16 protein-coding genes and 1 pseudogene are annotated in these 19,469 nt (G+C 69.4%); 6 read left to right on the top strand and 11 right to left on the bottom strand.

Annotation, left to right across the window (positions count from 1 at the left end):
- Nucleotides 1-229 precede the first annotated feature (229 nt).
- Nucleotides 230-1,378, bottom strand: a complete 1,149-nt coding sequence (locus EV138_RS09765; RefSeq protein WP_133981816.1) for a winged helix-turn-helix domain-containing protein — start codon at nt 1,376-1,378, stop codon at nt 230-232.
- Between the two features lie 339 nt (nt 1,379-1,717).
- Between EV138_RS09765 and EV138_RS09770 the strand changes: the two genes are divergently transcribed.
- Nucleotides 1,718-2,515: a S1 family peptidase gene (locus EV138_RS09770; protein WP_133978062.1), complete on the top strand. Its 798-nt coding sequence runs from the start codon at nt 1,718-1,720 to the stop codon at nt 2,513-2,515.
- Nucleotides 2,516-2,589: 74 nt separating this feature from the next.
- Here EV138_RS09770 and EV138_RS09775 read toward each other — a convergent pair whose 3' ends face one another.
- The 6 genes and pseudogenes from EV138_RS09775 to mtrA all read right to left on the bottom strand — a co-directional run bounded on the left by EV138_RS09775 (nt 2,590) and on the right by mtrA (nt 10,294).
- Nucleotides 2,590-3,936, bottom strand: a complete 1,347-nt coding sequence (locus EV138_RS09775; RefSeq protein WP_133978063.1) for a ferredoxin reductase family protein — start codon at nt 3,934-3,936, stop codon at nt 2,590-2,592.
- A gap of 512 nt (nt 3,937-4,448) precedes the next feature.
- Entirely contained in the window at nt 4,449-5,075 is a 627-nt protein-coding gene (hpf, locus tag EV138_RS09780) for a ribosome hibernation-promoting factor, HPF/YfiA family (RefSeq protein ID WP_198676314.1), read from the bottom strand.
- Between the two features lie 215 nt (nt 5,076-5,290).
- The gene (locus EV138_RS09785; RefSeq protein ID WP_166678542.1) at nt 5,291-5,980 is read right to left on the bottom strand and encodes a ComF family protein; all 690 of its coding nucleotides are present in this window, start codon (nt 5,978-5,980) and stop codon (nt 5,291-5,293) included.
- A 144-nt stretch (nt 5,981-6,124) separates the two neighbouring features.
- Nucleotides 6,125-7,891, bottom strand: coding sequence for an LpqB family beta-propeller domain-containing protein (locus EV138_RS09790; protein WP_133978064.1), 1,767 nt, complete (start codon nt 7,889-7,891; stop codon nt 6,125-6,127).
- On the bottom strand, nt 7,888-9,525 hold the full coding sequence (gene mtrB, locus EV138_RS09795) for an MtrAB system histidine kinase MtrB (RefSeq protein ID WP_133978065.1): 1,638 nt from the start codon (nt 9,523-9,525) through the stop codon (nt 7,888-7,890). The genes EV138_RS09790 and mtrB overlap by 4 nt, the downstream gene beginning before the upstream one ends.
- A gap of 92 nt (nt 9,526-9,617) precedes the next feature.
- Nucleotides 9,618-10,294, bottom strand: a pseudogene (mtrA, locus tag EV138_RS09800) (MtrAB system response regulator MtrA).
- Nucleotides 10,295-10,532: 238 nt separating this feature from the next.
- On the opposite strand from mtrA, the gene EV138_RS09805 reads away from it, so the two are divergent.
- The 5 genes from EV138_RS09805 to EV138_RS09825 are packed head-to-tail and all read left to right on the top strand — an operon-like array spanning nt 10,533 to nt 15,668.
- The gene (locus EV138_RS09805; RefSeq protein ID WP_133978066.1) at nt 10,533-11,561 is read left to right on the top strand and encodes a hypothetical protein; all 1,029 of its coding nucleotides are present in this window, start codon (nt 10,533-10,535) and stop codon (nt 11,559-11,561) included.
- 7 nt (nt 11,562-11,568) lie between these two features.
- Entirely contained in the window at nt 11,569-12,219 is a 651-nt protein-coding gene (locus tag EV138_RS09810) for a DUF4129 domain-containing protein (protein ID WP_238158046.1), read from the top strand.
- On the top strand, nt 12,216-13,367 hold the full coding sequence (locus EV138_RS09815; RefSeq protein WP_133978067.1) for a DUF4350 domain-containing protein: 1,152 nt from the start codon (nt 12,216-12,218) through the stop codon (nt 13,365-13,367). Before EV138_RS09810 ends, EV138_RS09815 begins: the two co-directional genes overlap by 4 nt.
- Nucleotides 13,364-14,365, top strand: coding sequence for an AAA family ATPase (locus EV138_RS09820; protein WP_133978068.1), 1,002 nt, complete (start codon nt 13,364-13,366; stop codon nt 14,363-14,365). The genes EV138_RS09815 and EV138_RS09820 overlap by 4 nt, the downstream gene beginning before the upstream one ends.
- Nucleotides 14,366-14,375: 10 nt before the next feature.
- Entirely contained in the window at nt 14,376-15,668 is a 1,293-nt protein-coding gene (locus tag EV138_RS09825) for a DUF58 domain-containing protein (RefSeq protein ID WP_133978069.1), read from the top strand.
- Here EV138_RS09825 and EV138_RS09830 read toward each other — a convergent pair.
- From EV138_RS09830 to EV138_RS09845, 4 genes are read right to left on the bottom strand one after another with little or no spacing between them, the layout of a single operon-like run.
- Entirely contained in the window at nt 15,665-16,600 is a 936-nt protein-coding gene (locus EV138_RS09830) for an ABC transporter ATP-binding protein (protein WP_133978070.1), read from the bottom strand. The two genes, EV138_RS09825 and EV138_RS09830, sit on opposite strands and share 4 nt — an antisense overlap.
- The gene (locus tag EV138_RS09835; protein WP_133978071.1) at nt 16,594-17,553 is read right to left on the bottom strand and encodes an ABC transporter ATP-binding protein; all 960 of its coding nucleotides are present in this window, start codon (nt 17,551-17,553) and stop codon (nt 16,594-16,596) included. The genes EV138_RS09830 and EV138_RS09835 overlap by 7 nt, the downstream gene beginning before the upstream one ends.
- Nucleotides 17,553-18,431 carry an ABC transporter permease gene (locus EV138_RS09840; protein ID WP_133978072.1) on the bottom strand — a complete coding sequence of 293 codons (879 nt, stop codon included), beginning with the start codon at nt 18,429-18,431 and terminating at the stop codon, nt 17,553-17,555. Before EV138_RS09840 ends, EV138_RS09835 begins: the two co-directional genes overlap by 1 nt.
- Entirely contained in the window at nt 18,428-19,459 is a 1,032-nt protein-coding gene (locus EV138_RS09845) for an ABC transporter permease (RefSeq protein ID WP_133978073.1), read from the bottom strand. The genes EV138_RS09840 and EV138_RS09845 overlap by 4 nt, the downstream gene beginning before the upstream one ends.
- Between the last annotated feature and the right edge of the window lie 10 nt (nt 19,460-19,469).

Raw genomic sequence — 19,469 nt, forward strand, 5'->3', positions numbered from 1 at the left:
CACGGACTGCCCGCCTGGCGGGCACCGCCCATCGTACTGGGCCGAGCGCGTCAACCCACCGCCCGGCGTGAGCCGCACCCTTCCCCAACCCACGAGTGGGAGCCGCGAAAAGTTCCGGTACTACGGCGAGCAGGGGCGCGCGGCGCCGCGGTCAAACCAGGTGATGAGCCCTCTCGGCGTGCAGCAGTCCGGCCAGTTGCCGCTTGGCGCGCTCGCCGTCGGCGCGGGCTCAGGAGCCACGGAGGGCGTGGCTGAGGGCGGGGGCCAGGTCGCCGCCGCCTACGACGCGGACCTGCGTGAGGCCGAGCCAGCCTGCTAGCTGGATCAGCTCGGCGGCGAGTTCCTCGGGGGTCTCGGCAGGCGCCTTGGGCTCGGAGTGGGCGGATTGGACCAGTAGGACGCCTCCCGTGCGGTCCGCCTTGAGGTCCACTCGGGCGACCAAGCGGTCACCGAGCAGGAACGGCAGCACGTAGTACCCATGGACGCGCTTCTCCGCCGGGACGTAGATCTCGATGCGGTAGTAGAAGTCGAAGAGCACCTCCGTGCGGGTGCGCTCGAAGACCAGCGAGTCGAACGGGCTGACCAGCGCACGGGTGTTCACGCGCCTGGGCAGTCGCGCGTCACGGTGCAAGTACGCCGCTCGCTTCCATCCCTCGATCGGGACGGGCAGCAACTCACCCTCCTCGACCAGTTCGCGGATGGCCTGCGCGGTCGGCGCGGGCGACGTACGGAAGTAGTCCTTCAGGCATTGCGCCGTCGCGACCCCGTGGGCCCGGGCCGCGATCGACACCAGCCCGCGATGCGCCTCCTCCGACGACGGCGTCGGCGTAGCGAGCACCGCGGCCGGCAGCACCCGCTCCGGTACGTCGTACATCCGCTCGAACTGCTGGTTCCGCCGGGCCACCGTGATCTCGCCGGCGAAGAACAGGAACTCCAAGGCGCGCTTCACGTCTGACCAGTTCCACCCCCAGTTGTCCCGATCGCGCTCCACGTCGTCGTCGATCTCGCGCGCGGTCAGCGGCCCGTGCTCGCGAACATCAGCCAGCACCTGCTTGACCAGATCCGGCCGCTGCACCGCGATCGCCCGCGGCCCGCCCCACGCCTCGGTCGTCGCCCGAGCCATCCGCCACCGCATCAACGGATGCGTCTCGACGGGAATCAGCGACGCCTCATGCGCCCAGTACTCCACCAACTTCCGCGGCGCCTTCCCGGCGGCCCGGTCGAGCAGGTCACGCGGATACGGCCCCAACCGCGAATACAACGGCAAGTACTGCGCGCGGCTCAGCACGTTGACGGAGTCGATCTGGATCAACCCGATCCGCCCCAGCACCCGACTCAGGGCACGCATATCCGGCACCCCCCTCGGCCGGGCATCCATGAACCCCTGAGCAGCCAACGCCACCCGCCTGGCCTGCGCCACCGACAACCCCTGCGTAGTCACCCTCCAATCCTCTCTGCCGCCACCGACAAAACTCGCGTACGCCGACCCGCCCCGTCCCAGCTCCTACCGTCGCCGGCTCCCGCCCACCCTCCACGCGGCTCCTCCGTCGCCCGCTGAGCTGCGCCCCCAAGCGTGCCCGGCTCGCGGGGCGGCCTCCAGGTCAGGTCATAGCTTTCGTGTTACCGGAAGTGGGAGGTGCGCTACCGAGGGTGGTCGGGAGAGTGTGCGGGTAGGCCGCGACGCCCGCGCGGCCCTTATCTGCTTGGAGTGTGAGGCATGGCAAGACTTCAGCTGGTTCGCGCCCTTTTGGCGGCCGGTGTTCTGACGACGGCATCGATCGGCGCGCTGTCCGCGTCGGCCGCGCCGGCTCCCGGCGAACCGGAGACGGGGATCGTCGGTGGCGACATCGCCCACACGGCCGATGCCCCGTGGGCGATCCAGCTGTCCAACAGCGCGTCGCCTGATCCGACTGGTGAATACTGCGGCTCCACGCTGGTAGCGGCGAACAAGATCGTCACTGCTGCGCACTGCTCCACGGAAGCCGCCAGCACCTACACCGCAATACAGGGGCGTGACGTGCTGAGTGACAAGTCGACCGGCAAGGAGTCGAAGATCAGCAGCATCTGGGTGGATCCGGCGTACGGCAAGGAGGGCGGGCACGACGTCGCGGTGATGACGCTGGCCACGCCGTTCACCGGCGTACCCACCCTGGCGCTGGAGACCAGCACTGCGGCCGACACCGCCGGAGCGGCTTCGGTCGTCTATGGCTGGGGCGGCACCGAGGGCACCGGGCCGGACGACACGTTCCAGAAGGTCGCCGTGCCCGTGCTCGGTGACCCGTACTGCTCGGACGTCTACGCCGGCCAGGGCTACACGCCGGCGGGCGAGATCTGCGCCGGCTACGAGAACGGCGGCAAGGATTCCTGCCAGGGCGACTCGGGCGGTCCCCTGGTACTGAACGGGCGCCTGTTCGGTGTCGTCTCCTGGGGCATCGGCTGCGCGGACGCCGGCAACCCGGGCGTGTACGCCGAAGTCGCGACGTACGCCGCCGAACTGCAGGCGCAGATCGGCTGACGAAGACCTTCGCAGGGGAAGGAAGAGAGGGGCCCGGGCGCTGCGTCCGGGCCTTCCTCTTCGGCTCCGGACGGTCAGACGGCGCCGAACCGCTCGGTGTGGATCTTTCGCAAGGGCACTCCGAGCTCGGCCAGTTCGGTGCTCACGGCACCGACCATGGACGGCGGGCCACAGATGAAGTAGTGCAGCCGGTGCGGCCGCCGCGGCAGGTACCGGCCGAGCAGCCTCCCGTCGATCCGGCCGGTCTCGCCGGTCCAGTCCGCGGCCGGCCGGCTCAGCACTTCGACGACCTTGAGGTTCAACCGGGTGCGCAGTTGCCCGATCTCGGGCCTGAGCATCAGTTGGTCCTCGGTGCGAGCGGCGACGATCAGGCGGTGTCTGCGGCGGTCACCGCGATCCGCCAGAGTCCGGAGCATGCTGAGCAACGGCGTGATACCGACGCCGGCCGCGATCAGCACGAAGCCCGGTACGTCGTCGTACCCCTCGATCGTGAACCCGCCGTACGGGCCGTCGAGGAAGACCCTGCGACCGGGCCGCAGGGCGCCCAGCAACTCCGTGAAGTCGCCCAGCGCCTTGATCGTGAACTCGATCCGCTCCGGATGCTCGGCGGTGGAGGCGATGCTGAACGGATGCTCCTCGAAGACGAACGGGGTCGACCCGATCTTCAGCCAGGCGAACTGACCGGCGTCGAACGGCAGCCCGGCATGACCGTCGGCCAGGATCGTCAGGGTCACCCCGTCCCCTGGCACCGGGCGGACCGTCTCCACGACGTACGCGTATTTGCGGGCCCGGATCGGCAGCAGGATCCAGCGCCGGGCCGCCAGCGCGGCCAGCAGCAGACCGGAGCCGACGAACCATGCCGCCAGCAGCGGATGGCTGACGAGGTGGCCCAGCCACCAGACATGTAGCCACGCGGTCACCACGACGATCGCGACCAGCCCGTTGTGGAGCAACCGCCAGCCCTCGTACCGCGGGAGTCTGCGGGGCCGCCGGATCGCGAGCAGCACCACCAGCAGCAGGGCCGCGGTGGAGGTGATGGCCGCCCGCGCCGCCCAGGTGGTCAGGCGCAGGTCGAGGATGCTGAAGCCCCTGGGATCGACCACCAGGACCGCCGCGGCATGGAGGAGCACCAGAGCGACCGCGACGATCGCGATCAGCCGGTGGATCGCCAGCACGGTCTCGATGCCGAAGGTCGCGATCAGCCGGGGCAGCCGGGCCGGCAGTGCGACCGCCACCACGAGCGCGGAGAAGGAGACCAGTCCTGCGCTGAGCGCGATCGCTTCGCCCGGCGCGGTGCCGGGTGACCCCACCACGGTCCACGTGAGCAGCAGCGGTACCAGCAGCACCCCCAGGTACACCAGGAACCAGGCCAGTCGTGCGGCCGGACCCTGAACACGGGCGGAGATTCTGTGGCGAGGCATGGCGTTCTGCTTCCGGAACCAGGAACGATCCTTCGGAACGCTGGAAACCTACGCTCGTCTCCGACCGCCCGGAACACCTTCCGGCGCGGATGACAACACTGTCACGCAGCAGCCGCGAGAGCCGGTACGACGGACCGGGCACTCCGCTTCGCTGCTCTGTCGCTCGAGTACTCGTGGGTGGTCAGTCGCCCGTCGCCTCGTTTGTACCGGGGCACGAGCGAGCTGACCGCAGCGACCGGGCCCACAAGCCGGGCACGCTCCCGGCACAGCAAGCGGCGACGCCGGAGCCGCTTGAGGGTGGGTGGGATCCAGCACGCAAGACGGGCGCCGGGGCGGCGCACAAGCCCAGCACGCCGACAGCGCAGCACCAAGCGGCAACGCAGGAGCCGCGTGCTTGGGGTGGGTGGGAGCAGCGACGCAGGAGCAGGGACGGGGTTGGGTGTACGAGAGAGGCCCGGACCGGGGTCCGGGCCTCTCTTGTGTTGCGGCTCCTCCCAAGTACTGCTCCGGGGTCAGACGGCCAGCCGGATCACGCCGTAGTCGTAGCCACGGCGGCGGTAGACGACGCTCGGTTGGTTCTCGTCGGCGTCGACGAACAAGTAGAAGTCGTGCCCGACCAGTTCCAGCTCGTAGAGCGCCTGGTCCAGCGACATCGGCTTCGCGGTGTGGGTCTTCTCGCGCATCACCAGCGGCCCGTCCCCGGTCACCGTCAGCGAGCCGAACTTCTGGGTGACGACCGCGTCGTCGGCGGTCTCTTCCTCGACCACCGGCGCGTGGCCGTTGGGCGCCTGCTTGGCGGCGACGTGGCGCAGGCCCTCGGGGGCGTGCTGACCGGTGTGCACCCGGCGACGGTCGGCGGCCTTGCGGACCTGGGCCCGCAGCCGGTCCAGGCTGACGTCGAACGCCGCCTGCTTGGTCTCACCACATGCTTCCGCCCGGACCACCGGGCCCTTGGTGTACATGGTGAGCTCGACTCGCATCGCCCGATCGTGCTGTCGCGGGTTCTTTTCCTGACTGACTTCTACCTCGCATCGCAGTACCCGGTGATCGACCTTCTCGATCCGCTCGAGTTTTTCCTCGACGTACTGCCGGAAGCGGTCACTGACCTCGCAGTGATGACCCTTGACAACGACGTCCACGGAAACCTCCATCGATCGGCGACTCTGTTACGTCTCCGGACCCCCGTTACCTTCGGTCGGGCGCCCGAAACGACAACACCCGCTGTGTGGCCCGTCGGACTCCGTGGTGAGGATTCCGGCTGATCCGGTCCTCGCCCACATCCCTGTCCGACAAGCCCAAGCGGGTGTCATGACCCAACGCTAGTCGGCTTCGGCGAAAACCGGTAGGGAAGTTCTCATGAACCGGATGCCGTGCGTCGGGGTGTCGCGGCAACGACCGCGCAGCCGAGCACCGGAATTCCCCGCAGCGACAAGGCGCGCGCCGCCTCCACGAGCGTGGATCCGGTTGTCAGGACGTCGTCGACGAGCAGGACCGGTTGATCCGTCAGCCTTTCAGCCCAGCGCGAACGGGCCGCGAAAGCGCCGGCGAGGTTGGCCGCGCGCTCCTCTGCGGACAGGCCGGCCTGGTCCGCGGGACGCCGTACGACGGTCAGTGCGTCCGCCAACCGGACGTCGTACCCGTCTCGGCGCAGCTCCCGCGCAGCAGACGACACCAGCCGCCGCAGCGGATCGTGTCCTCGTTTCCGTACTGCGGTCCGTGCCGACGGGACCGGGCAGAGCCATGCGGCCCGCCTCGCGCCGAGCGCCGCTCGCACAGCGCCGGCGAGGACGTCGCCGAGCGGACGGGCGAGCGCGTAGTGCCCGTCCTCCTTGTGCGCGAGGATCACCTTCCGCAACGCACCGGCGTACGGCGCTGTCGCGGTCGGCACCGGCAGTCCCGCGGGCACCGGGTCGGGCCACGCCGTGAACGGCACCGCAGCGCTCAACTCCGCCCGGCACTCCCCACACACCGCCGCCCCGGGCACTCCGCAACCCGCGCACACCCCACCGAGCACGAGATCCACGAACGCATCCCGCAACCCCACCCCGACAACCCTGCGCGATCGCCCCCTCCACCCGCAACCGCCCCCGACCACCCCTGTGGACAGCCCGGCCGATCCACCCCGCGGCCGCTCACCGCCGGCCCCGCCCGCGCAGCCGGCGGCGAGGGTGTTCGGGCCGGCTAGGGCTCAGCCTGGGTAGACCGGGACGATGTACGGGGTTTTGCTGGTTTCGTCGTCCATCTGCCAGCTGAGGTCTTTCAGTTGCCAGTGCAGCGCGCCGGAGGTGTCCTCGACGACCGGGAAGGTGTCGGCGCTCGGGTTCGAGGCGATCAACTTGGTCGCGAACTCGGTGCTGGCGCCCGGCAGCAGGTGGGTCTGGGAGCCGTCGGTGTTGACCTGCCAGGGCTGCGCCAGCGCGTTCGGGCTGGAGCGGCCGGCGACCAGGATGCCGGACTGGTTCCAGGAGACGTCGGTGATGTTGGTGAGTGGCAGCTCAAGCGGGCGGAACCCACCGAGCTTCGGCTGCTTGGCGTCGTTCAGCTGGACCGTGGCGGTCTCGACGTAGTTCTGGCCGGTCGACGCCTTCCGCATCATCAGCAGTGCCCGGACACCGTCCGGTGCCATCCGCAGGGCGACCGGGGTGTCACCGTGGAAGTCGGTGACCACGTCGCTGAGCTTGCCGTCCCGGTTGCGGACCCGGAGCCGGGGGTTCGCGGACTCGGCCCGGTCCAGGATCCAGAGGTTCTCCTGGTAGTCGTAGCTCGGCCGGAGCACCTTCCCGGAGGTCTTGATCGTGATCAGTTTGTCGGCCTTGTCGGTGGCGTCCAGCCGGGCGTACGCCACCAGCGGCTGGTTCCGGACCACGATCGCCCCGGCGTCCCCGCGCAGGTTCACCGCCAGCGATTCGGCGGTGTTCTCGTACAGCAGGCTGTCGTTGAGCGGCACCGCGGCGATGTCCTTCGCGCCGTCCAGGCCGGTGATGTGCTGCACCTTGCCGGCCCGCAGGCCGTAGAGCTCCTTCAGCTGCGGACTGGAGGCAGCCGGGTCGTACTGGCTGAAGCTGCCGATGGACAGCACGTCCGGCTGGTCGTCGAGCAGCGGCGCACCGCCAACGGTGATCCGGACCCGGGGGCTGACGTTCCGCAAGGTCCACAGGATCTGGGCCGCGAGCTGGTGGCGCTCCTGGTCGCCGAGCACCTGCGCCGCGTCGCTGAGGGCGACAGTGGCGGTCGTGAGCTCCACCGGCACCGACACGTTCACCTGCGTGCCCGGTGGAGCAGCGGTGACCACGCCGCCGGCCAGTCGGCTCGTCGGGCCTTTCAGCAGTTCCTGGATGAGCTGGGTGGCGGCCTGTCCCGGCGGCAGGTTGATCGGCAGGAAGACCGGGTCCGGCACCAGCGTCTGACGGTCGGGCGTCAGGAAGTACAGCGAGCGGGCCGTCAGCCGCGACTCGAACTGGTTGCTGCCCAGATACGCCCCGTCGGGTGCGTTGGACACGCGCTTCTGCCCGTCGACGTCGGCCAGCCGGAACACGACGTCGACGGACTCGCCTTGTTTTGCGGGCGTCCAGGAGCCGCGGTCGTCGATGGACCCGATCAACCGCGCCTTGAGCTCGACCGAGCCGTTGGACAGCAGGCTGACCGCATTGGCGGAACTCTGGTCGTAGACGGACAGCTTCGACTCGGGCTTCCAGGCGGCCGCTGCCTCGGGCGTCATGTACTGGCGCGCCTGGTCGAAGTTGCTCGAGTCCGACATCGCCTCGAGATAGCCGTTCACGAGCGCCAGCGGAGGCGTGTTCGGCCGCGGCGGATTGGCCTTGACGTTGACACCCGCCTGCGGAGGCGCCAGTCCGGCCTGGCTGCCGCTCCTGATCGGCCCCTTGGTCGGCACGGTCGAGCAGCCGGCCAGTACTACGGACGCGGCGACCGCGATCGCCAGCAGCTTCGTTCTCACAGGTCGTCACCCCCGGTCAGCTTCTGGTACGGCGCTCCGACGTCGACCAGCGACAGCTCCGACACGACCCGGGGAGCATCTGCCGGTCGTGCAGGCAACGGCGATCCCGACAGGCTGACGTCCGGCCGGCGCGGCAGCGTGAGCCGGAAGTACGCACCTTCACCCGGTGATCCCCAAGCGTCCAGCCGGCCGCCGTGCAGCCTGGCGTCCTCCAGCGCGATCGACAGCCCGAGCCCGGTACCGCCGGTCGTGCGGGCGCGGGCCGGGTCGGCCCGCCAGAACCGGCTGAACACCATCTCCGCCTCGTCGGCCCGGAAGCCGATGCCGTGGTCGCGGACCGCGACGGCCGCGGCCTCGTCGTCGAACGCCGTACTGATCTTGATCGGGGCGCCCTCGCTGTGCTCGATCGCGTTGCCGATCAGGTTGCGCAGGATCCGCTCGATCCGGCGCGAGTCGACCTGCGCGCGGCACGGCTCGGGCATGTCGAGCTGGATCTCGCAGCCCTTGCGGTGCAGCAGGGTCTCGTGGTTCTCCAGCACCCGGGCGACGATGTCGCGCAGGTCGATGTCCTCCAGGTCGAGCGCGGCCGCGCCGGCGTCGAACCGGCTGATCTCGAGCAGGTCGGCGAGCAGTTCCTCGAACCGGTTGAGCTCGTTCTGCAGCAGCTCGATCGAGCGCCGGGTCATCGGGTCGAAGTCGTCTTTGGCCTCGTGCAGCAGGTCGGCCGCCATCCGGACCGTGGTGAGCGGCGTCCGGAGCTCGTGCGACACGTCGGAGACGAACCGGCGCTGCAGCCGCGACAGCTCCTCCAGCCGGCGGATCTGCTGCTGCAGGTTGCTGGCCATCTTGTTGAAGGAGACCGCGAGCCGGGCCAGGTCGTCGGTACCACGGACCTGCATCCGCTCCTCCAGCTTGCCGGCCGCGAGCCGCTCGGCGATCCGCCGGGCCATCCGGACCGGGGTGACCACCTGGCGGGTGACCAGCCAGGCGACCGCACCGAGCAGCAGGATCAGCAGCAGACCGGCCGTGACGAGGGCCCGCTGGACCACGTCGAGGGTCTGCTGCTGGGCCGTCAGCGGGAACAGGAAGTACACCTCGTAGTGCTCACCGGTCGAGTTCACCCGCAGTTGCGCGCCGATCGCGAGACCGGGCTGACTCGCCTCGCCGTCGTAGTCGATCCGCGTGTAGGTGTCGTACAGCTTCGAGTCGTCTACGGCCACGCTGGCCTTCAGCGAGTCCGGGATCGACTCGCTCTTGACCAGGCCGGTGGTCCGGATCGCGTTGGACCCGGTCGAGGCGGTCGGCATCAGCACCACGTCGTACAGGCCGGCCCGGTTGGAGCCGAGGACGAGCTGGGACAGGTTCTGCGGGATGGCCGCCGGGTCGGCCGCGTTGATCGAGTTGGACAGCGACGCGAGCTGGGCGACCGCCTCCTGCTGGGCGCTGGTCCGGCGCGACTCCAGCACCCCGTCGGTGACCTGGCTCATCATCACCCAGCCGACCAGGATCAGCACGACGGTCGACATCAGCAGGGTGCCGGTGACGATCCGGGCCTGGATCGACCGGCGCCAGACGTCCGGCCAGTGCCTGATCGGCGTCCGCCACAGCGGCTGCGGCTGGGCGTGCCAGTCCACCCCGGCGGCGGTGAGCTCGATCTCGGTTCCGCGGGGTTCCGGTTCGTGGTCCGGCTTCTCCGCCTGCGACGCCTCGTCGCGGCCGTACTCGATCAGTCCGCACCCGCCTTGTAGCCGACACCGCGGACCGTCACGACGATCTCGGGGTGCTCGGGATCCTTCTCGATCTTGGACCGCAGCCGCTGGACGTGCACGTTCACCAGCCGGGTGTCGGCCGCGTGCCGGTAGCCCCAGACCTGCTCGAGCAGCACCTCACGGGTGAACACCTGCCAGGGCTTGGAGGCCAGGCAGACCAGCAGGTCGAACTCCAGCGGCGTGAGCTGGATCGTCTCGCCGCTGCGCTTCACCGAGTGGCCGGCCACGTCGATGGTCAGGTCGCCGATCGTCAGCGACTCCGGGCCGGGCTCGTCCATCCGGCGCAGCCGGGCCCGGATCCGGGCCACCAGCTCCTTGGGCTTGAACGGCTTCACCACGTAGTCGTCGGCGCCGGACTCCAGGCCAGCACCACGTCGACGGTGTCGCTCTTCGCGGTCAGCATCACGATCGGTACGCCGGACTCGGCCCGGATCGCCCGGCAGACGTCGATCCCGTCCATCCCCGGCAGCATCAGGTCGAGCAGCAGCAGATCGGGCTTGAACTCACGGAAGGCCGGCACCGCCTTGTCGCCGGTGGCGACCAGATAGGTGTCGTAGCCCTCGTTGCGCAGCACGATGCTGAGCATCTCGGACAACGCCGTGTCGTCGTCGACGATGAGGACTCGGCCCCGCATCGTCCGATTACCTTCAGCCACGCCCTGCTCCTTGCCGGTCCGGATGGTAGCGCGCCCGGCGGCTGCCGGTCGTACGCACTACGGATAGTGTCCCATTCCCCGGGTAGTGCACACGCCGGATCGCCGGACGGGCACCAGTTGACGGCCGGTTTGGACCGCCCGGGCTGTGATCATGGTCCCCGGAAGGTACACAGCCGTGGTCAGCGACAACCCGGCGGGTTCGGGGAGGAGGCACGGCATGCGCGACGACATCGGCGTCCGCGAGGGCTCGGGCGAGCCGTTGCGGCCCTGGCTGCCCGCCGATCTGCTCGACAACGCGGCCCGGACCATCTCCGAGAACAAGGCGATCATGCTGGGCCTGCCGGTGCTCGCCGGGATCGGCCTGACGGCCGTCCAGGCGCTGCTGACCCAGCTGACCGTGCCCGGCGGCATCAGCGGCTTCTTCGGCGCCGAGGCTCCGCTGGAGCAGGCCGGAGCGGCGATGCTGCTCATGTACGCCGTGCAGCTGGTGCTGTTCACGATGGTCTCCAGCATGATGGCCGGGATCATCGCGCTGGCCGCGGTGCGCAGTCAGCTGGCGCACCGGGTCGGGCCGAAGGAGCTGCTGCGGCTGGTGCGGCCGTCCTTGCCGGCCCTGGCCGTGGTCGGCGTACTGCAGTCGTTCTCGGCCGTGCTGCTGATCGCCGGCTGGGGGCTGGCGGTCTTCGGGATCGGCTCGGGGACGGACGCCGTCCTGTCCTCGGAGGCGGCCGGATTCATCGCGGTCGTGTTGATCCTGGGCGGCGGTCTGCTCACGTTGATCGTCGGGCTCCGGCTGATCCTGGCCGGCACGGTCGTCCTGCTGGAAGGCAAGCACGCCCCGGACATCGGCCTGTACGTCCCGGCCCGGGTCGGCGTCTGGGGTTCGCTGAAGCGGTCCTGGCAGCTGGTGCGAGGCCGGTTCTGGCGCGTCTTCGGCATCCTGCTGTTCGCCGGTGTGGTGGTGAACATCGTCAGCTACGCAGTGCAGTACGGCGTCGTCACCTTGTTCTTCACTCTCGGTTCCTGGACGTCCGACAGCGACAGCACCAGCGCCGGCATCATCGCTCTCGCTGTGGGAGCCGCTGCCGGCACCGCCACCGTACTGACGCTGATCGCCAGCCTTTCCTTCATCTCTGCCGTGCAGGCACTGATCTACCTCGACCTCCGGGTGCGGCGCGAGGGACTCGACCTCTGGTTGCGTCCGGTCCTCAAGCCGCCCACACAGCCGACCGAACCGAGCTGGTGAGGCCCTGATGGAACTGGACCCGTTGATGCGGCTGGAGCCGCCGGTGGACATCAGCCGCGGCGACGCGGCCGCAGAGGCCGCCAAGGAGCTGTCCAAGCCGGTCTACGGCCAAGCGGGCGACTCGCTGGTGGCACGGATCGTCGGCAAGGTGCTGGACTGGATTGGCGACCTGCTCGGCAACATGGCCGGCAACTCGTCCGACGGCCACGTTGGCCTGATCCTGCTCGTCGCGCTGGTCGCCCTGATCGTCATCGTGGTCCTGTGGCGTGCCGGAGTCCTCCGTACGACACGCAGTACGCCGCGGACGGTCTTCGACACCGACAAGCCCCGTACTGCGTCCGCCTACCGCTCCCAGGCTGAACAAGAAGCTGCCGCCGGCAACTACGCGGCCGCTGTCCGAAGCCGGTTCCGTGCTTGCGTCGCGGAGCTCACCGAGCGCACGGTGCTGGACGAACGCGCCGGCCGGACGGCGTACGAGGCTGTCGCGGACGCGGGACGCGCCGTACCGGCTCTGCGGGACGTACTGCAACCGGCAGCGCTGGTCTTCACAGAGGTTGTCTACGGCAACCGTCCTGGTACGCCGGAGCGGTACGCGCTCGTGGTCGCCGCGGACGAGGCGGCTCGCAAGGTCTCCACACGAATGCTGGTCCAGGGATGAGTGCGACCACCGCCGTCGGGCGTAGCGGTGCCGAGAGCTGGCGGGTACTACGGCTGCCGCTGCTCATCACCTGCGTCGTCGTGCTGGGTGTGCTCGTCGTCCTGATCGCCACCGCGGCACGGACCTCGGGACCGTTCAGCCCGGACTCGGCAGAGCCGACGGGCGCCAGAGCCTTGGCAAGCCTGCTGGAGAACCACGGTGTGAACGTGGTCGGCACGGAGGAACTACGGGATGCTGTCGGTGCTGGAAGCGACCGGACGCTACTGGTCGCGCCCGGCGGTTCACTGAGTCGCTCCGACTGGCAGCGGATCGCCGACGCCCGGTGGAGCCACGTGGTCCTGCTACGGCCGAGTGCCCGCGCACTCGAGGTGCTGGCGCCCGGAGTACAGGACGTTTCCCTCGGACTGCCGAAGGGCAGCCGCGCGCCGGACTGCGACCTGAAGGCAGCCGTTCAGTCCGGTACTGCAACGGTGTCGGGTACGTCGTACTCCGCGCCCGACTCCGCTCAGGCCTGCTACGGCGACGGGATCAACCACACCGTCATCCGGCTCGAGACCGAGGGCCGGATCGTCGATGTCATCGGCTCGCCACGATCGTTCACCAATGCGGAGCTGGCCACGGACGGCAACGCCGCGCTCGCGCTGAACCTGCTCGGCACGCATCTGGAACTCGTCTGGTACGTCCCTCAGTACGAGTCCTCCAACGCCTCCGGCGACGAGAACGACGGCGGCAAGCCACTGATCCCACCGGACGTCCGGTACGTCGCCTGGGCGCTCGCCTTCGCCGTGTTCGTCGTAGCGCTGTGGCGTGGCCGCCGGCTCGGTCCGGTCGTCGCCGAACGACTCCCGGTCATTGTCCACGCAGCGGAGACCACGGAAGGCAGAGCGCGGCTCTACCGGCGCTCCCGTGCCAGAGACCGTGCTGCCGCGGCGCTGCGCGAGTCGGCGATCGGCAAGCTGCACAAGGCGCACGGCATCCCCCGACGTGCCGAACCCGCGGCAGTGGTCACGACTGTTGCCGCCCGCACCGGTCGCGATCCGGCGATGCTGTACGAACTGCTCTACGGTTGGCCACCGGTCGACGACGCCGCCCTCATGTCCCTGTCCCAAGAGCTCGACCTGCTGACCCAGGAGGTAAGACGCCCGTGACTGCACAGTCAGCGTCAAGTGCTGATTCCACCACTGCCGAGGTGACTCCGGAGCGGGCTCGGCAGGCCCTGGTCGAGCTGCGGACCGAGATCGGCAAGGCAGTGGTCGGTCAGGACACGGCCGTCACCGCCCTGGTGCTGGCGCTGCTGTGTCGTGGTCATGTCCTGCTGGAGGGCGTCCCCGGTACGGCGAAGACGCTGATGGTGCGGGCGCTGTCGATGGCGATGCGGCTGGACACCAAGCGGGTCCAGTTCACGCCGGACCTGATGCCCGGTGACGTGACCGGCTCGCTGGTGTACGACGCGAAGACCAGTGAGTTCGAGTTCCGCCAGGGTCCGGTCTTCACCAACATCCTGCTCGCGGACGAGATCAACCGGACGCCACCGAAGACCCAGGCCGCGCTGCTGGAGGCGATGGAGGAACGCCAGGTCACCGTGGACGGTACGCCGCGCAAGCTGCCGTCGCCGTTCGTGGTCGCCGCGACGCAGAACCCGATCGAGTACGAGGGCACGTATCCGTTGCCCGAGGCACAGTTGGACCGGTTCCTGCTCAAGGTGACGCTGGACATCCCGCCGCGGGATGCGGAGATCGCCGTACTGGCCCGGCACGCAAGAGGGTTCGATCCGCGCGATCTGGTGGCTGCCGGGTTGCGTCCGGTCGCCGGTCCGGAGGACCTGCTGGCCGGACAGGCGGCGGTGCGGCGGGTCGCAGTACGCGACGATGTGCTCGCGTACGTGGTGGACCTGTGCCGGGCTACGCGGCAGTCGCCGTCGTTGCAGCTCGGGGTGTCGCCGCGTGGCGCTACTGCGTTGCTGGCGGTTGCTCGTGCGTGGGCGTGGTTGTCGGGACGGGATTACGTGATTCCCGACGACGTCAAGGCGATGGCGCGTCCTTGCCTGCGGCATCGAGTGCAGATCCGTCCTGAAGCAGAGCTGGAAGGGGTCACGGCGGACGCCGTACTGGAGAGCGTGCTGGCTACTGTGCCGGTCCCCCGGTGATGGTGGGCTGATGGTTGTCACCGGGCGGGCTGGTGCGCTGGCTGCGGCGGGCGTGGTCTTCGTCGCGCTGCTGATGCCACGGTGGGCGGGCGTCGGCGTAGTGGTTGCCGTCGTTGTGCTGGTGTGCTTGGTCGACATACTGCTTGCTGGATCGCCACGGCGGCTCCAGCTGAGCCGCGAGGGCGATACCGCAGTACGGCTTGGTGAGCAGGCCGTGGTGACGTTGCTGGTCGCCAATCCGCGGCGGCGGGTCAAGGGGTTGCTGCGGGACGCTTGGCCGCCTTCGGCCGGAGTACAGGATGCGCCGCATCAGCTGGACCTGCCTACCGGTGAGCGGCGTCGGCTGACGACGCATCTGGTGCCGACGCGGCGTGGGGACAGGCAGGCGTACAGGGTGACTGTGCGGTCGATCGGGCCGCTCGGCTTCGCGGGACGGCAGGGTTCGCACAACGTGCCGTGGACCGTGCGGGCGCTGCCGCCGTTCAAGTCGCGCAAGCACCTGCCGTCGCGGCTGGCCCGGCTGCGTGAGCTCGACGGCCGAACCGCCTTGCTGGTAAGGGGTCAGGGCACCGAGTTCGACTCGCTGCGCGACTACGTGCCGGGCGACGACGTGCGCAGCATCGACTGGCGAGCCACCGCCCGACGCGGCAACGTCGTACTGCGTACTTGGCGTCCCGAGCGCGATCGGCAGGTCGCGATCGTGATCGACTCCGGCCGGATGTCGGCCGGCCGGGTCGGCGACGCACCCCGTCTCGATCACGCCATGGATGCCGCGCTTCTGCTGGCCGCTCTGGCGACCCGGGCGGGCGACCGGGTCTCGTTGCTGGCTTGCGATTCCGAGGTACGCGCCGACGTACGACGGCCCGCTCCGGAGGACGTCCTGCCGTCGTTCGTGAACGCCTTGGCGAACGTGGACGCCGAGCTCGTGCAGACCGACTTCCGGGTCGTCGTCTCGCAGGTCCTGGAACGGCTCGGCCAGCGCTCGCTCGTAGTACTGCTGACCGGCTTGGACCCCGCCGTCATCGAGGAGTCCCTGCTGCCCGTCATCGGCCCGCTCCTGCGCCGGCACGTCGTCGTACTGGCCTCCGTCGCCGATCCTCGCCTCACGGAGATGGAAGAATCCCACGCCGACCTGATCGAGATCTACGGCGCCGCCTCAGCCGCCCGAACCCGCCTCGACCGCGAACGCGTCACCGCCGTCCTGACCCGAGCCGGCGTCACAGTCGTCGACGAGAACCCGGACCACATCGCCCCAGCCCTCGCCGACACCTACCTAGCCTTGAAGAAGGCCGGCCGACTCTAAGGCGTCAGGTGGCAGGCCGACTGGGGTTCGGGGACGGCTGGGAGAACGGGCAGGAGGGTAGTTTGACACGTGGTGGCTATTGGGTTGCCGGCGGCAACTACCTGGCAGCGGGGGTGGAAGCGGCAGCCGGTGGGGATTCGAGTGGGGTCCGGGGGTTCGCCGGTGAGGACGATGCGTTCCGGTGACTCCGGGAGGACCGAGAGGAGCGCCTGGGTGTAGGGGTGCTGGGGGGCTCGCAGGATCTCTTCGGTGGGGCCGGACTCGACGATGCGGCCGAGGTACATGACGGCTACCCGGTCGGCGATGTTCCAGGCGAGGCCGAGGTCGTGGGTGACGACCAGCGCCGACAGGCCGAGGTCGTCGCGGAGGCGGAGCAGCAGGGCCAGGATCTCGCCGCGGACGGAGGCGTCGAGCGAGGCGACCGGCTCGTCGGCGATCAGCACCTTCGGATCGAGCGCGAGTGCGCCGGCGATCACGACTCGTTGCCGTTGGCCACCGGAGAGCTCGTGCGGGTACCGCAGGAAGAAGCGTTCCGGTGGGCGCAGACCGGCGCGGGAAAGGGCTTCGGCGACCACCTTCTCCTCATCGGGAAGGCCGTGGATGCGGGGACCTTCGGCAACGGCCTCGTAGACGGTCTGGCGCGGATTGAGCGAACCCATCGGGTCCTGCAGGACGAGTTGTACCTCGCGGCGATAGGCCTTGAGCGCCCTGGCCCGGTACGACAACGGGGTTCCGTCGTACGAGACGGTGCCGGCGGTCGGGCGTTCGAGCCCGAGCAGTGTGCGGGCCAGGGTCGTCTTGCCGCAGCCGGACTCGCCGACCAGGGCGACGATCTCGCCGGCGCCGACCGCCAGGTTGACGCCGTCCACCGCGCGAGCGGCGGGTCGGCCGCGCGAGGCGAACTCCACTCGCAGATCGGTTGCCGTTAGCAAGACTCCTCCAGAACCAGCACACAGGCCGCCGTACGCCGGTCGCCCGCAGGGCGGAGGTCGATGTCGACGGTCGAGCAGGTGTCGAGCGCCACCGGGCAACGCGGATGGAACACGCAGCCGGACGGGAGCCGCTGCGGATCCGGCGGATCGCCGCCGAGGCCTTGCGGCGCGAGGCGAGAGGCGGGATCGCCGACCGTCGGGAAAGCCGCCGCGAGCGCCTGGCTGTAAGGGTGCCGGAAGGTGCCACTCGAAGGACCGGTCTCCACCACGCGTCCGGCGTACATGACCGCCAGCCGGTCGCAGGTGTCGGCCAGCACGGACAGGTCGTGCGAGATCATCAGCAACGAGATCCCCTGCGACGCGATCAGGTCCTTGATCAAGGTCAGCACCTGCGCCTGCACCATCAGGTCGAGCGCGGTGGTCGGCTCGTCGGCGATGATCAACTGCGGTTCGCAAGCGAGTGCCATCGCGATCATCACCCGTTGCCGTTGGCCACCGGACACTTCGTGCGGATAGCTGCGGGCACGCCAGGCCGGGAGTCCGACCTGTTCGAGCAACTCCACGACCCGCAGGCGGGCCTTCTCAGGCGTGGCGAGTTTGTGCACGAGCAGGGGTTCCGCGATCTGGTCACCGATCCGCTGCACCGGGTTGAGCCCGTGCTGCGCACCCTGGAACACGATCGACGCCTCGGCCCATCGCACCGCGCGCAACCGTCCCCACTTCATCGCCAGGACGTCCTCGCCACCGAGCAGGATGCGTCCTTCGGTCCGGGCATCCTTCGGCAGCAACCGCAGCAACGCCATCGCCAGCGTCGACTTCCCCGAACCCGACTCGCCCACGATCCCGACCGCCTCACCGGCCTCCAGCGACAACGACACACCCCGTACCGCGGGTACGTCGCCCGACGCGATCCGATAGGTGACGGACAGGTGGTCCACCTCGAGCAGACTCATCAGACCGCCCTCCGGAGTCGCGGGTTCAGCACAGTCTCCAGCGCCCGGCCGCAGAGCGTGAACGCCATCACGACGGTGACGATGCACAGACCCGGGACGAGGATGTACCACCACGCACCCGAGGTCGCCGCGCCCCAGTCGTACGAGCCGCGGAGCATCGTTCCCCAGGAGGTCTTGTTCGCGCTGACGCCGAGGAACGCCAGGGTCGACTCCGTGACGATCGCGCTCGCCACCTCCAGCGTCGTACTTGCCAGGAGCAACGGTGCGACGTTCGGCAGCACATGCCGGGTGGTGATGTGCCAGTGGCCGCCGCCCAGAGCCTGTGAGCGTTCGATGTACGGGCGCGCCTCCACCGCCAACGTCTGCGCGCGGATGAGCCGGGCCGTCGACGGCCAGGAGGTGACGCCGATCGCGGCGATGATCGTCAGCGTGCTGCCGCCCAGGATCGCTGCCAGCACGAGCGCGGTCACCAGCGATGGCAGCACCAGGAACCAGTCGGTGATCCGCATGACGATCGCGCCGATCCAGCCGCGGAAATGGCCGGCGGCGATCCCGAACACCGTGCCGATCACCATGCTGAGCAGGGCCGCCAGGAATCCGATCAGCAACGAGGTCCGCGATCCCCACCAGATCATCAGCAGGATCGACCGCCCCGACTCGTCGGTGCCGAGCGGGTCGTCCAGATTCGGTGGCGCCAGCTTCGCGCCGGTTCCGCTGACCACGTTCGTCACTCCGGCGTCGATGAACAGCGGCGCGACCAACGCCAGCAGCACGGCGACCACCAGTACGATCAGGCCGGCCACACCGGCCTTGTGGGTCCGGAAGGAGGCCCAGAACCGTCCGAATGCAAGGCGTCTGCGGGTCCACGCGATGCTCATGCCGACCTCACCCGCGGGTCGAGAAGGTGATAGACGACGTCGGCCAGGGTGTTCATCAAGATGACGGACACGGTGATCAACAGGAAGGTGCCCTGCATCAACGTGAAGTCCGGCACCCGGATCGCCTCGTAGAACAACTGCCCGAGCCCCGGCCAACTGAAGATCGCCTCGACCGTGACGGCACCGCCGACCACGAAGCCGATTCGCATGAACACCAGCGTCACCGTCGGCAGCAGAGCATTCGGTACTGCGTGCCGCCGGCGGATCTCGTCGTCGCGCAATCCCTTCGCCCGCGCCGTCGTCACGTAGTCCTGCCCCACCTCGTCGATCACCGACGACCGCATCACCAGCAGATACTGCGCGTACACCACGGCCACCATCGTCAGGCACGGCAACACCATGTGCTTCGCGACATCGAGCACATAGCCGAAGCCCGACGGCGCATCCACACTCTCGATCCCCCGCGTCGGGAAGATCCCCGGGATCGGCCCGATCCCGGCCGCGAACACCATCAACAGCAGCAGCCCGAGCCAGAACGTCGGGACCGACCAGAGCACCAGCGAGATCCCGGTGGAGATCTTGTCGAACCGGCTCCCCGGCCGCCAGCCGGCCCGGGCGCCTTGCCAGATCCCAAGGCTGACCGCCATCACCAGCGCGGTACCGGTGAGCAGCAGCGTCGACCCGATCCGCTCGCCGATCAGGTCGACCACCGCCCGCTTGTACTCGTAGGAGACGCCGAGGTCGAAATGCACCGTCTGGTTGACGAAATGGACGAACTGCTCGGGCAGCGACTTGTCCAGGCCGAGCCGGTGCCGCTCGAGGTCGAGTTGCTCCGGCGTCATGTTGCGTCCCTGTGCCAGCGCCCGAACCGGATCGCCCGGCAGCAGGCGGAAGGCGAAGAACGTCGCGACGATCACCATGGCGATGCTGAGCAGGGCCCCACCCACCTTGGCGGCGGCATACCGCAGTACGCCGTGCCGGGCGGGGCCCTCCTCGATCGCCTCGGCCGCGGGCTGCGCGACCGTCATCGGCTCACTC

Origin of the sequence: Kribbella voronezhensis (assembly GCF_004365175.1) — a bacterium.
Taxonomy (GTDB): Bacteria; Actinomycetota; Actinomycetes; order Propionibacteriales; family Kribbellaceae; genus Kribbella; species Kribbella voronezhensis.